At 53.5% G+C, this 14195-nt stretch carries 12 protein-coding genes; 11 read left to right on the forward strand and 1 reads right to left on the reverse strand.

Features of this window, described 5'->3' with window-relative positions; all coding sequences use genetic code 11:
* The first annotated feature begins 300 nt into the window (after positions 1-300).
* The 11 genes from serC to kdsB all read left to right on the forward strand — a co-directional run bounded on the left by serC (position 301) and on the right by kdsB (position 13275).
* On the forward strand, positions 301-1386 hold the full coding sequence (gene serC / locus G5574_RS20250; RefSeq protein WP_164483101.1) for a 3-phosphoserine/phosphohydroxythreonine transaminase: 1086 nt from the start codon (positions 301-303) through the stop codon (positions 1384-1386).
* Positions 1387-1466: 80 nt separating this feature from the next.
* Entirely contained in the window at positions 1467-2753 is a 1287-nt protein-coding gene (gene aroA / locus G5574_RS20255; RefSeq protein WP_039341315.1) for a 3-phosphoshikimate 1-carboxyvinyltransferase, read from the forward strand.
* A gap of 189 nt (positions 2754-2942) precedes the next feature.
* Entirely contained in the window at positions 2943-3623 is a 681-nt protein-coding gene (gene cmk / locus G5574_RS20260; protein WP_006118623.1) for a (d)CMP kinase, read from the forward strand.
* A gap of 121 nt (positions 3624-3744) precedes the next feature.
* On the forward strand, positions 3745-5418 hold the full coding sequence (gene rpsA / locus G5574_RS20265) for a 30S ribosomal protein S1 (protein WP_033737767.1): 1674 nt from the start codon (positions 3745-3747) through the stop codon (positions 5416-5418).
* 82 nt (positions 5419-5500) lie between these two features.
* Positions 5501-5785, forward strand: a complete 285-nt coding sequence (gene ihfB / locus G5574_RS20270; protein WP_003849360.1) for an integration host factor subunit beta — start codon at positions 5501-5503, stop codon at positions 5783-5785.
* Positions 5786-5986: 201 nt separating this feature from the next.
* Entirely contained in the window at positions 5987-8242 is a 2256-nt protein-coding gene (locus G5574_RS20275; protein WP_164483102.1) for a DNA internalization-related competence protein ComEC/Rec2, read from the forward strand.
* 34 nt (positions 8243-8276) lie between these two features.
* Positions 8277-10025 carry a lipid A ABC transporter ATP-binding protein/permease MsbA gene (gene msbA / locus G5574_RS20280; RefSeq protein ID WP_033737638.1) on the forward strand — a complete coding sequence of 583 codons (1749 nt, stop codon included), beginning with the start codon at positions 8277-8279 and terminating at the stop codon, positions 10023-10025.
* The gene (gene lpxK, locus G5574_RS20285; RefSeq protein ID WP_033737637.1) at positions 10022-11023 is read left to right on the forward strand and encodes a tetraacyldisaccharide 4'-kinase; all 1002 of its coding nucleotides are present in this window, start codon (positions 10022-10024) and stop codon (positions 11021-11023) included. The genes msbA and lpxK overlap by 4 nt, the downstream gene beginning before the upstream one ends.
* Before the next feature lie 21 nt (positions 11024-11044).
* Positions 11045-12262: a winged helix-turn-helix domain-containing protein gene (locus G5574_RS20290; protein WP_164483103.1), complete on the forward strand. Its 1218-nt coding sequence runs from the start codon at positions 11045-11047 to the stop codon at positions 12260-12262.
* 84 nt (positions 12263-12346) lie between these two features.
* Complete coding sequence (locus tag G5574_RS20295; protein WP_006118631.1) at positions 12347-12529, forward strand: Trm112 family protein; 183 nt, start codon at positions 12347-12349, stop codon at positions 12527-12529.
* Positions 12526-13275, forward strand: a complete 750-nt coding sequence (gene kdsB, locus G5574_RS20300) for a 3-deoxy-manno-octulosonate cytidylyltransferase (RefSeq protein ID WP_039341301.1) — start codon at positions 12526-12528, stop codon at positions 13273-13275. Before G5574_RS20295 ends, kdsB begins: the two co-directional genes overlap by 4 nt.
* A 99-nt stretch (positions 13276-13374) precedes the next feature.
* Here the strand turns inward: kdsB and elyC are convergent, their stop codons facing one another.
* Positions 13375-14160, reverse strand: a complete 786-nt coding sequence (gene elyC, locus G5574_RS20305) for an envelope biogenesis factor ElyC (RefSeq protein ID WP_058701024.1) — start codon at positions 14158-14160, stop codon at positions 13375-13377.
* Positions 14161-14195 lie beyond the last annotated feature (35 nt).

The raw sequence follows: 14195 nt of genomic DNA on the forward strand, positions 1-14195 counted from the left end.
TCTCTGTAAATGGGGAGACATAAAGCGCGCAATGATACGTTTTTTACCGTCTGTTCGCTATCAAGACGCCGCAATTTTACCGTCGTTTTTCTCATGCTTTGTCATCTGAGCCAAAGCCGGGACTGCATGAAAGGAAGCCGCCTCACAATATTTCGTGCCGGATTACATTAGTAATATAACCTTCGGTGCGTCATGCCGAAAAAATGTGACCGCAGTTCGATTTATGATTGCAGCCACCAGAAGGCAGTGATAAAACCGAATCGTTATTCATAACCGTTCGATATGACAGTGGTGAGGGAAATGACGCAAATTTATAATTTTAGCTCTGGGCCAGCGATGCTGCCGAGCGAAGTACTCCGCCGTGCAGAACAAGAACTGACAAACTGGCATGGTCTGGGAACTTCAGTAATGGAGATAAGCCACCGCAGTAAAGAATTTATTCAGGTGGCAGAAGAGGCTGAAGCGGACTTCCGCGATCTGCTGAAAATTCCTTCCAATTACAAAGTATTATTCTGTCATGGCGGCGCACGTGCGCAGTTTGCTGCTGTACCGGGCAATTTACTCGGCAGTGCGACCAGTGCGGACTATGCAGATGGAGGCTACTGGGCTCACAGTGCCATTAAAGAAGCGGAAAAATATTGCTCACCGCGAACGCTGGATGTCAAAACGACCCAAAAGGGTAAGCGCGCCATCCTGCCGATGCGCGAATGGGATGTCAGCGACACGGCCGCCTATTTGCATTTTTGCCCAAATGAAACCATTGACGGTCTGGCTATTGACGAAGAGCCTGACTTTGGTGACAAGGTTGTGGTCGCCGATCTTTCCTCCACGATTCTGTCACGCCCAATTGATATCAAGCGCTATGGTGTGATTTACGCAGGTGCGCAGAAAAATATTGGTCCGGCTGGCCTTACCCTGGTTATCGTACGGGACGATCTTCTCGGCAACGCGCATCAAAGCGTGCCTTCCATCCTTGACTACACCGTTCTGGCTGAAAATGATTCCATGTTTAATACGCCACCTACGTTTGCCTGGTATCTGAGTGGCCTGGTCTTTAAGTGGCTGAAGCAGAAGGGTGGTGTCGCTGAGATGGAAAAAATTAATCAGGCAAAAGCCGGATTACTCTATGGTCTCATCGATAACAGCGATTTTTACCGTAACGATGTGGCACTGCAAAACCGTTCCCGGATGAACATTCCTTTCCAACTGGCTGATGCCTCGCTGGACAGCCTCTTCCTGGAAGAGTCATTTAAGGCAGGTCTGCACGCATTAAAAGGTCACCGTGTTGTGGGCGGCATGCGTGCCTCAATCTACAATGCGATGCCATTGGAAGGCGTTAAAGCGCTGACCGATTTCATGATTGATTTCGAACGCCGCCACGGCTAAGTCTTTCACTGTCAGTGGAATGACTGACACCCGACTCCGCCCTCTGGCGGAGTCATCGTTTTTTAAGGATTACGTTTCACATGCAAGATTCCCTGACCCTTCAGCCCATCGCTCGCGTTAATGGTACGGTTAATTTGCCCGGTTCCAAAAGCGTGTCAAACCGTGCGCTTCTGCTTGCTGCACTGGCGAAAGGTAAAACCCGATTAACTAATCTGCTGGACAGCGACGATGTTAAGCACATGCTTAATGCGCTTGATGCACTGGGTGTTGAGTTCACGCTTTCCAGCGATCGTACGGTGTGCGAGGTGACAGGAAAGGGTGGGCCGCTGCATGCATCACAGCCCACAGAGCTGTTTCTGGGCAACGCCGGCACTGCCATGCGGCCGCTTGCGGCAGCGCTTTGCCTGGGTGTGCAGGATGTCGTCCTGACGGGCGAACCACGCATGAAAGAACGCCCTATCGGGCACCTGGTCGATGCACTACGGCAAGGTGGGGCTACTATAGACTATCTCGAAAATACAGATTATCCCCCAGTCCGCCTGCGGGGTGGGTTTACTGGCGGCGACGTTACAGTAGATGGCAGCGTATCCAGCCAGTTTTTGACCGCGCTTCTGATGATGGCTCCGTTAGCTGAAAATCCTACCCGTATCAGCATTAAAGGTGAGCTGGTTTCCAAACCTTACATCGACATTACTCTGCACCTGATGCGCTGCTTTGGTGTCGAGGTTGAGAATCAGCAGTATCAACACTTCCTGATTAAGGGTAAACAGCACTACCAGTCACCAGGTGAATATCTGGTGGAGGGGGATGCGTCTTCTGCCTCCTATTTTCTTGCCGCAGCCGCAATCAAAGGCGGTACCGTGCGTGTCACCGGCATTGGTCGCAACAGCGTACAAGGCGATATTCGCTTTGCGGATGTACTCGAAAAGATGGGTGCATCAATTGAGTGGGGCGATGACTATATTGCCTGCACGGCCGGGACATTACGCGCTATTGATATGGATATGAACCATATTCCTGATGCTGCCATGACCATTGCCACTGCGGCATTGTTTGCAGAAGGTACGACGCAACTGCGCAATATTTATAACTGGCGAGTTAAAGAAACGGATCGTCTGACGGCTATGGCAACCGAGTTGCGTAAAGTCGGTGCCGAGGTGGAAGAAGGGCACGATTTTATTCGCATCACGCCGCCTGAGACGTTGAAGCATGCCGACATCGGCACGTATAACGATCACCGTATGGCGATGTGTTTCTCGCTGGTTGCGCTGTCCGATACGCCCGTTACCATTCTTGATCCAGGCTGTACGGCAAAAACCTTCCCTGATTATTTTGAACAGCTGCAAAAAATTAGCGAAAACGCCTAATCCCCTCGCCCGATGTCATGCATCGGGCTCATCATCTTCAGGACGCTTTTCCACGCCAGAGGCCTTTTTCCTGGCTAAATTTCTCATTGCCTCTTCTCAAAAGGTAACTAAGCGTCGCCGGGCAGCGTATAATGCCCGACATTTGTGACGGCCAACCGGCCAAAATGCGCGCAGCAACAGGAGGGAATGATGACAGCAACTGCCCCGGTCATAACAATTGATGGGCCAAGTGGCGCGGGAAAGGGCACCCTGTGCAAGGCGATGGCGGAAGCATTACAGTGGCATTTACTGGATTCCGGCGCAATTTATCGTGTACTGGCCTTAGCCGCATTACATCATCAGGTCGATATTGAGTCTGAAGAGGCGTTAGTGCCTATCGCCGCCCATCTTGATGTGCGTTTCCTTTCTCATCATGGCGAAATGCAGGTCATCCTGGAAGGGGAAGACGTCACCAGCGAAATTCGTACCCAGGAAGTCAGTAATACCGCCTCACGCGTCGCGGCTTTTCCTCGCGTTCGGGAAGCGCTGTTACGTCGTCAACGCGCGTTTCGCGAGGAACCCGGTTTGATTGCAGACGGGCGGGATATGGGCACCGTCGTTTTCCCCGATGCGCCTGTAAAGATTTTCCTTGATGCCAGCCCGGAAGAACGTGCTCAGCGACGTATGCTACAGTTGCAGGAGAATGGCTTTAATGTTAACTTTGATCGCCTTTTAGCCGAGATAAAAGAACGCGACGACCGCGATCGCAACCGCGCTATCGCACCGTTAGTCCCTGCCGCTGATGCTTTGGTGTTGGATTCAACCCAGATGTCCATCGAGCAGGTTATTGATAACGCGTTAAATTATGCCCGCAAAACGCTTGGTGTGTAATCTTCCGGCTTAAACGAATGTATTAACCCTGTGCCACGGATCCGGTGCAGGGCATGTGAAACAACCCCATCCGACATGATGTCAGATGGACGTTAAATTGAAGAATCCTAAGATTATCAATATGACTGAATCTTTTGCTCAACTATTTGAAGAATCCCTGAAAGAAATCGAAACCCGCCCGGGTTCCATCGTTCGTGGCGTTGTTGTCTCTATCGACAAAGACGTTGTTCTGGTTGATGCGGGCCTGAAATCTGAATCTGCAATCCCTGCAGAGCAGTTCAAAAACGCAGCCGGCGAACTGGAAATCCAGGTTGGTGACGAAGTTGACGTTGCTCTGGACGCAGTGGAAGATGGCTTCGGTGAAACTCTGCTGTCACGTGAGAAAGCTAAGCGTCACGAAGCTTGGATCACGCTGGAAAAAGCTTACGAAGAAGCTGAAACTGTTACCGGTATTATCAACGGCAAAGTCAAAGGTGGCTTCACAGTTGAGCTGAACGGTATCCGTGCGTTCCTGCCAGGTTCACTGGTTGATGTGCGTCCAGTACGCGACACACTGCACCTGGAAGGCAAAGAGCTTGAATTCAAAGTGATCAAGCTTGATCAGAAACGCAACAACGTCGTGGTTTCACGTCGTGCGGTTATCGAATCTGAGAACAGCGCAGAGCGCGATCAGCTGCTGGAAAACCTGCAGGAAGGCATGGAAGTTAAAGGTATCGTTAAGAACCTCACTGACTACGGCGCATTCGTTGATCTGGGCGGTGTTGACGGCCTGCTGCACATCACTGACATGGCCTGGAAGCGCGTTAAGCATCCAAGCGAAATCGTGAATGTTGGCGATGAAATCAACGTTAAAGTCCTGAAATTCGACCGCGAGCGTACCCGTGTATCTCTGGGTCTGAAGCAGCTGGGCGAAGATCCATGGGTGGCTATCGCTAAGCGCTATCCAGAAGGCACCAAGCTGACTGGTCGTGTAACCAACCTGACTGACTACGGCTGCTTCGTTGAAATCGAAGAAGGCGTTGAAGGCCTGGTACACGTTTCAGAAATGGACTGGACCAACAAAAACATCCATCCGTCTAAAGTCGTAAACGTAGGCGATGTGGTTGAAGTGATGGTTCTGGACATCGATGAAGAGCGTCGTCGTATCTCCCTGGGTCTGAAGCAGTGCAAATCTAACCCATGGCAGCAGTTCGCTGAGACCCACAACAAAGGCGATCGCGTTGAAGGTAAAATCAAGTCAATCACTGACTTCGGTATCTTCATCGGCTTGGACGGTGGCATCGACGGTCTGGTTCACCTGTCTGACATCTCCTGGAACGCGACTGGCGAAGAAGCCGTTCGTGAGTACAAAAAAGGCGACGAAATCGCTGCCGTTGTACTGCAGGTTGATGCAGAGCGCGAGCGTATCTCTCTGGGCGTGAAACAGCTGGCAGAAGATCCGTTCAACAACTACATCACTTTGAACAAGAAAGGTGCTATCGTCACCGGTAAAGTGACTGCAGTTGATGCGAAAGGTGCTACAGTTGAATTGGCAGACGGCGTTGAGGGTTACCTGCGCGCTTCTGAAGCTTCAATGGACCGTATCGAAGACGCTACACTGGTTCTGAACGTCGGTGACGACGTTGAAGCTAAATTTACTGGCGTTGACCGTAAAAACCGCGTAGTGAGCCTGTCTGTTCGTGCGAAAGACCAGGCTGACGAGAAAGAAGCTATCAACACTGTTAACACCAAACAGGAAGAAGGCAACTTCTCAAGCGCAATGGCTGAAGCGTTCAAAGCGGCTAAAGGCGAGTAATCGACCTTGCACCGGGCGGATTCATCCGCCCGGTTTCGGTAAAGGCTGTCATACATTCCTGTAGGGATTAACCGGAGGTTACATGACCAAGTCAGAATTGATTGAAAGGCTGGCGGGACAGCATACTCATATACCGGCGAAAGTCGTTGAGGATGCAGTCAAAGAGATGCTTGAGCACATGGCCACAACGCTGGCACAGGGCGAACGCATTGAAATCCGGGGATTCGGCAGCTTTTCGTTGCACTATCGCGCACCGCGCACTGGCCGTAACCCGAAAACGGGTGACAAAGTGGATCTGGAAGGTAAATACGTTCCCCACTTCAAGCCGGGCAAAGAACTGCGTGACCGTGCTAACATCTACGGCTAAGCTGATACCGAAACGCCTAAACGACATCTCAGGATGTCGTTTTTTTTTGCCCGCGTGATTATGTTCGCTCTCCCGCAAAAAAATGCGTCTGCGCTGCAACGAATTATCCTCTCTGGAAACCCTTTCTTAATTCACTCTTTACGCGTTTTACCCTGAAAGTCTGAAGGACATACTTACGCCAGTTCATCAGCGGGATACGGTATGTTGACATGGATTGGACTGGCGAGACTGGCCTCGCTGACCGCGTTACCCTTACTGATCGTGCCTCAGCTCCCTTCGCGAACGTTTATTGTCGTGATGCTGCTGTGTGGCACTTGTCTGGTGGGGATGTCCGTACGTTATGTCCGCATCGCAGGCTGTGCGCTTTTGCTGGCCGCCTGGGGGCTGGTTAATGCGCAATCCCTGGTCAACGACACGGAATGGATGAGTACCCGACCCGCCTGGTTTGTCGTGCAAATTGAAGAGGTAAAACAAGACGCGTCACGTATTCGGGTCAGAATGTTGAAAGCGGGAAACCGGATTTTCTTTCCTCCCCGTTTTGCCTGGCTGTCACTGCAGGATAACGCTACAGCCTATTGTCCGGGGCAGCGCTGGCAAATGCGGCTCAGGTTACGCGCTGTTCATGCCAGACTCAATGAGGGAGAATTCGACGCACAACGCTTTGCCATGGCGAATCATACCCCGGTGCAGGGGCGCATTATCAAGCAACATCCTGTGCAGTCTGAATGCAGCTGGCGTTGGCAGCATATTCGTGGCCACAGGCAACATTACGAACATTTACCCGCTTCGGCTACGCTGGAGGCACTGGCTTTTGGCATTCGCGACAATCTGAGTGAGGCAACCCGTCAGCTGTTACGTGATACCGGAACGGCGCATCTTATGGCCATTTCAGGTATGCACATTGGCCTGGCCGCGGGCACCGGATGGCTACTGGCGCGGGGCAGCCAGTTTTTGTTACCGGCACGCTGCATTAGCTATCTGTATCCGCTCATTGTCAGTTGGCTCTGTGCCGCACTCTATACGTGGCTTTCAGGGGCCCAGGCGCCAGCGCAGCGGGCATTACTGGCACTGACGCTATGGGCAATAACACGTATAACAGGTATACAGCTCAGCCCCTGGCAAATCTGGACGCTCTGCGTAGGGTTGTTGCTGGCACTGGATCCGCTTACTGTCCTCTCGGACAGCTTCTGGCTGTCGGTGCTGGCGGTGGGGATGTTGCTGACCTGGTATCGCTGGTTTCCTCTGGCCGAGCGCTTTCGTGACAGGCGGCGCTGGTTTTTACTGCAACTCCTTCATCTGCAACTGGGGATGATGATCCTGATGGTGCCGCTTCAGGCCGCATTATTTAATGGCATCAGCCTGACCGCGCTGTTCGCTAATCTGTTTGCGATTCCTGTCGTGTCGTTTATTACGGTGCCATTGATACTCATCACCCTGTTGCTACCTTTCCCGGCATTATCAGTGTGGGGGTGGCAGGCGGCCGATCTGTCCCTGCGGTTTCTGTTCTCCGGCCTTGCCCTGCTACCGGCAGGCTGGTGGCCGCTGCAAGGCGCACCTTTCCTGATAATAGTCATATGGGGAGGGCTACTCCTGTGGCGTTCCGGCGTACTGTTCTCCATGCCGTTCAGTTGTAGCGCTGTCGCACTGGCAATCCTGTTTTCCCGCCATGCTAAGCCGGAAGCGCTATGGCGCATTGATATGCTGGACGTGGGGCATGGATTGAGCGTCGTCATCAGCCAGGGCGATGAAGCGGTGCTCTACGATACCGGTCCACGCTGGAAATACAGCGATGCAGGGAGCCGCGTTATTCTGCCCTGGCTTGAACGTAAAGGACTCAGACTGCGGGAGGTTATTCTCAGCCACCGGCATCTTGACCATACCGGCGGGCTGTCGGCTATTCTGCAACATGTCCCTACTGTACGGTTGCGCAGCGGACTTACAGAAAGCGGGCATTTACCCTGTGTACGCGGTACCACATGGCGCTGGAAACGGCTACATTTCCGGGTGCTCTGGCCAGCAACGTCTCCCAACCAGGGGAAAAACAACGATTCATGCGTGGTGAGTGTGGATGATGGAAGCGTCCGTTTGTTACTCACGGGCGATCTGGAAACCGAGGCGGAGCGGCAGTTAGTGCGGCTGGAAAAGCAGCAGTTAAAGGCGGATATTCTGCAGGTACCTCATCATGGCAGCCGGACATCCTCATCGCGCTTACTGCTGCGCAGCATCGCCGGCCATACCGCCATCACCTCTGTAGCACGCTATAATGCGTGGCGAATGCCCGCGAAGTCCGTGCTGCGAAATTACCGTGAACACGCTTATGACTGGCGTGATACCGGTCAGTCCGGACAAATTAGTATCAAAATAGAGGCAAACACCGTGCAGGTTTTTTCCTTCAGAGAACAATTAGTGCCCCGTTGGTATCATCAGTGGTTTGGCGTCAAACGCGAATCCAGGTAGAATGACCGGCTATTTCCAACAACGTGAATAAATAATGCATCAAGATAAAGATCTCTCAACGTGGCAGACATTCCGTCGACTCTGGCCGATGATCGCACCCAACAAAGCTGGCTTAATTGTGGCGGCTACTGCCCTGATTATTAATGCCGCAGGCGATACGTTAATGCTCTCCCTGTTGAAGCCTTTGCTGGATGACGGCTTTGGTAAAGCGGACAGATCCGTGATGCTGTGGATGCCGTTGGCAGTCATCGGCTTGATGCTGGTTCGTGGCGTAAGCAGCTATATCTCCAGCTACTGCATCTCATGGGTGTCAGGCAATGTGGTGATGAATATGCGCCGTCGTCTGTTCAGCCATATGATGGGCATGCCGGTTGCGTTCTTCGATCAGCAATCCACGGGTACGTTACTCTCTCGCATCACCTATGATTCGGAACAGGTCGCCTCGTCGTCATCGGGGGCGCTGGTCACCGTGGTGCGTGAAGGCGCTTCGATAATTGGCCTGTTTATCATGATGTTTTATTACAGCTGGCAGCTGTCGTTGATTCTGATTGTTCTGGCTCCAATCGTATCCTTCGCGATTCGTACCGTATCAAAGCGCTTCCGCAACATCAGCAAATCGATGCAAAACACCATGGGACAGGTGACGACCAGTGCCGAGCAGATGCTGAAAGGGCACAAAGAAGTGCTGATTTTTGGTGGCCAGGACATTGAATCCGAGCGTTTTGCCAAGGTCAGTAACCGCATGCGTCAGCAGGGGATGAAGCTGGTTTCAGCCTCTTCAATCTCCGATCCGGTTATTCAGCTCATTGCTTCTCTGGCTCTGGCATTCGTTCTGTACGCCGCCAGTTTCCCCAGCGTGATGGATACGCTGACTGCGGGGACCATTACGGTGGTCTTCTCATCTATGATCGCTCTGATGCGTCCGCTGAAATCGCTGACAAATGTGAATGCGCAGTTTCAGCGTGGTATGGCGGCCTGTCAGACGCTGTTCTCCATTCTCGACAGTGAGCAGGAGAACGACACCGGTACGCGTGAAATCACGCGCGCAAAAGGTGATGTCGAATTCCGTGGGGTGACCTTCACCTATCCCGGCCGTGAAACACCTGCGTTGAAAAACATTAACCTGATGCTGCCTGCCGGAAAAACCGTTGCCTTAGTCGGGCGCTCCGGCTCAGGTAAATCGACTATCGCCAGTTTGCTGACGCGTTTTTATGATATTCAGCAGGGCGAGATTTTACTGGATGGCCATGACCTGCGTGAATACACCTTAGCGTCGTTGCGTAATCAGGTCGCACTTGTGTCGCAAAATGTGCATCTGTTCAACGATACCGTTGCCAATAACATTGCCTATGCGCGCAGTGAACAGTATAGCCGCGAGGAAATCGAAAAGGCGGCGACGATGGCACACGCGATGGACTTTATTAATAAAATGGACAAGGGGCTGGATACCGTCATCGGGGAAAATGGTGTGCTGCTATCAGGCGGTCAACGCCAGCGTATCGCCATCGCCCGCGCTCTGCTGCGTGACTGTCCTATCCTGATTCTCGATGAAGCCACCTCTGCGCTGGACACCGAGTCCGAGCGTGCTATCCAGTCTGCCCTGGATGAGCTGCAGAAAAACCGCACCTCACTGGTGATTGCGCATCGCCTTTCTACTATTGAAAAAGCGGATGAAATTGTGGTGGTGGAAGAGGGCAATATCATCGAACGCGGTACGCACGCCGACCTGCTGGCGGAAAAAGGTGCTTATGCCCAACTCCATAAAATGCAGTTCGGCCAATGATTGAGCGCATCTGGAGTGGCCGATCGCCATTATGGTTAGTCCTGTGGCCACTCAGTGTGCTTTATGGCGCCATTACGGCGCTGATCCGCCTCAGTTTCCGGCGTGGCTGGCGTAAAAGCTGGCGTGCGCCCTTGCCTGTTGTCGTGGTGGGGAATCTGACCGCGGGCGGGAATGGTAAAACACCCGTGGTCATCTGGCTGGTTGACGCCCTGCAGCAGCGAGGATTACGGGTAGGTGTGATTTCCCGCGGCTACGGGGGGAAAGCAGACCGCTATCCGCTGCGTGTCACTGCGGAAACCGCCACCGATCAGGCGGGTGACGAGCCGGTGCTGATTGCGCAGCGCACAGCTGCACCCGTTGCAGTGGCACCGCGACGCCGTGAGGCGATTGAAGCCCTTCTGCAACATCATTCACTGGATCTCATCGTGACTGATGATGGCCTGCAACATTATGCGCTCCAGCGCGATCGGGAAATTGTGGTGGTGGATGGCGTGCGACGTTTTGGCAACGGCTGGTGGTTACCTGCCGGACCCATGCGGGAACGGGCATCCCGCATTAAGACGGTAGACGCGGTGATCGTTAACGGTGGTGAAGCGCAGCAGGGCGAAATTGCCATGCAACTGCAGGCGGGGATGGCAACCCATCTGCTCAGCGGTGAACAACGACCGCTCAACACGTTGCACGATGTCGTCGCCATGGCCGGCATTGGTCATCCGCCGCGCTTTTTTCATACCTTAAAACAGCACGGTCTGACGCCCGTTGCGGAGATCGCCTTTGCCGATCATCATGCTTACAGCGAAGAGGAACTGTCGCGTCTGGTCACGCCCGGCCAAACGCTGTTGATGACGGAGAAAGATGCCGTTAAATGCCGCGCATTCGCGCAATCCTCATGGTGGTATCTTCCCGTCGATGCCCATCTGCAGGCTGAGGCAGCGACGCTACTCTTAGACGATATACAACGCCTGTGTGGCATGTATTCACCACGAGAGCCGCACTAATTTCCACTGAGAAGGAAGAGAATGGGCACGCATTCACTTTCACGACAGCAGGCACGTAATATTCAGCTCGCGGCGCAGGGGTTATTGCGTCCGGTGAAACGTCGGGCACGTTTTCAGGATATTTCAGCCTGCATTAGCCGCATGTCGCTGTTGCAAATCGACACCATCAATGTGGTGGCCCGCAGTCCGTATCTTGTCTTATTCAGTCGCTTAGGCGACTATCCGCCCGTCTGGCTGGACGAGTCGCTGGCGCAGGGGGAGATTTTCGAATACTGGGCGCATGAAGCCTGTTTTATTCCCCGCGCAGATTACCGGTTACTGCGGCACCGCATGCTGTCGCCAGAGCGCCTGGGCTGGAAGTACAGTGCAGACTGGGCAACGGAACATCAGCAGGAAATCGCTGATCTACTTACCTATATACGCGACAACGGGCCCGTCAGATCGGCTGATTTCGCCAGTGGAAAAAATCATAAGCCAGGATGGTGGGCATGGAAACCCCACAAGCGGCATCTCGAAAACCTGTTCAGTTCAGGGGAGTTAATGGTGTCAGCGCGCCATAATTTTCAGCGCGTCTATGATTTACGCTCACGTGTCATGCCTGACTGGCAGGATGCGCTGCATGCTATCAGTGAGGATGACGCTGTCCGCCTGATGTTAGTGAACAGCGCACGCAGTCTGGGCATTTTTCGCCGTGAGTGGCTGGCAGACTATTACCGGCTAAAGCGCGCGCCCATTAAAGACTTTATCTTATGGGCACAGGCGGCCGGCGAAATCATGCCGGTTGAGGTCGACGGCATGGGAGAGATGTGGCTGCATCGGGACGCTCAGGCCGCATTAGCCACGCCGTTGATCGCAACACATACCACGCTGTTATCCCCTTTCGATCCGCTGGTATGGGACAGGAAACGTGCGCTTGCGTTGTTTGACTTTGACTACCGCATTGAAAGTTACACGCCTGCGGCCAAACGTAAATATGGCTATTTTGTCTTACCGGTGCTGCATCGGGGCCAACTCAAAGCCCGCCTGGATGCACGGATGGTGCGCTCAACAGCCTTGCTGGAAATTAACAACATCTGGCTTGAACCTGACGTCGCGGTAACCGTTTCCTTTCTCAATGACGTGCAACGTGCTATTGAACGCTTCGCCCGTTGGCAGGGGGCCGAAACGGTCTTGCTAAAGAATGCGCCTTCGGCGTTACTGACACACTGGCCAACGCGCTGGCAGCTTAACAATTCCTGATGCAGCGCGGGTGTGATTTACCCGCTCTCATCAGCGCTGTGATATGCTTTAGTCCTTACGCTCTCGGTCCGAGATGGAGGACATATGGATCACCGTTTACTCGAAATCGTTGCCTGCCCGGTTTGTAATGGCAAATTGTACTTTAACAAAGAACAGCAAGAGCTGATCTGCAAGCCCGACGCGCTGGCTTTCCCTGTGCGTGACGGTATTCCGGTACTGCTGGAAAACGAAGCCCGTACGTTATCGGTTGAAGAGATCCATCCATGAGTTTTATTGCCATCATTCCTGCGCGTTATGCTTCCACCCGTTTACCGGGTAAACCTTTGGTTGATATTCATGGCAAGCCAATGGTGGTGCATGTGATGGAGCGCGCCCGGGAATCGGGTGCCAGCCGTGTGATTGTCGCGACCGATCATCCTGAGGTGGCCCGCGCTGTCGAGGCTGCCGGTGGCGAGGTGTGTATGACACGCGCCGACCATCATTCCGGTACGGAACGCCTTGCAGAAGTGATTGAAAAATATCAGTTCGCGGATGACCAGATCATCGTCAATGTTCAGGGCGACGAACCCATGATCCCCGCTGATATCGTCCATCAGGTGGCGACCAATCTGGCTCAGGCTGACGCCGGCATGGCGACGCTGGCGGTGCCGATTACGGATGCGGAAGAGGCGTTCAATCCCAACGCCGTCAAGGTGGTCATGGATGCCAGAGGCTACGCGTTGTATTTTTCACGCGCGACGATTCCCTGGGATCGTGAACGTTATGCGCAGTCCCGGGAACAGATCGGTGACACGCTGCTGCGCCATATCGGCATTTATGCTTATCGTGCCGGGTTTATTCGTCGCTATATCAGCTGGGAACCCTGTCCGCTTGAGCAGATCGAACTGCTGGAGCAGTTGCGCGTGCTGTGGTATGGCGAAAAGATCCACGTTGCGGTGGCAAAAACGATTCCGGGCGTTGGCGTGGATACGCCAGAGGATCTCACCCGGGTCCGCGCCGCGATGCTTCGCTGACCTGTTCCGCTTCTTGTGCGATGACCGTCTGCGCACGCGGCTGAGGCGCCGGGTTCCGGTCCACTCAGCCTGCGCCATGACGGATGTGCGCCTTTGCGTCTATCCATCAGATCGTGCGGCAGAGGGTGAGGCGGATGAGAAGCGTTGCAATGCGCTCCCCAGCGTTTCGTAGATCGCGCGTTCGCTGTGACTCATCCACAGCGGGGAAGGATAAAAACGCTCCCACCAGTTAAGTGGTGAAGTAATCGCCAGTTGATTGGCGGGCGCTGCAATCGGCTTGAGTCCTGCCTGAGTGAAAAACCGCATCGCGCGCGGCATATGATTAGCTGAGGTAATCAGCAGGAAAGGGTGGTGCCCGATGAGCGTGCTGACAGCCTGCGCCTCCTGTGCGGTATCTTTTGGCTGATCCAGCAGACGAATGTGCGATGAAGGTACGCCCAAGCTTTCGGCAACCTGTGCGGCGACCCAGGCATTACTTTTGGGATTTTGCCCTGCCGCAGCACCGGTAAAGACCAGGGTAGCATCCGGATGGCGCTGCCACTGACGCACACCTTCTGTCACGCGAGGCAAACTGTTGTTCAGCAGGTTCGAGCTGGGCGCCCAGGCCGGGTTATAGGTATAGCCGCCCCCTAACACCACGATGTAATCGACTTTTTCAGTCCCATTCCACGTCGGGTAATGCGATTCGACGGGCAACAGTAAGCGATCGGCGACCGGCTGTAGGCTTATCAGTAATAACATCAGCCAACTCACTGAGATAAAGATTTTACCGCTTTTCTGCCAGCGGCTGAACCAAAGCAGCAAAATGCCGACAGCCATTAAAAGAAGCAGAAAAGGCAGGGGCAGTAACAGGTTGCCAAATGCCTTTTTCAGCATAAAAAACATGTAAAATCCCTCTTGTTGTCCGAAAAAACAGCAGC

It is taken from the genome of Pantoea stewartii, from assembly GCF_011044475.1.
GTDB classification, from domain to species: domain Bacteria; phylum Pseudomonadota; class Gammaproteobacteria; order Enterobacterales; family Enterobacteriaceae; genus Pantoea; species Pantoea stewartii.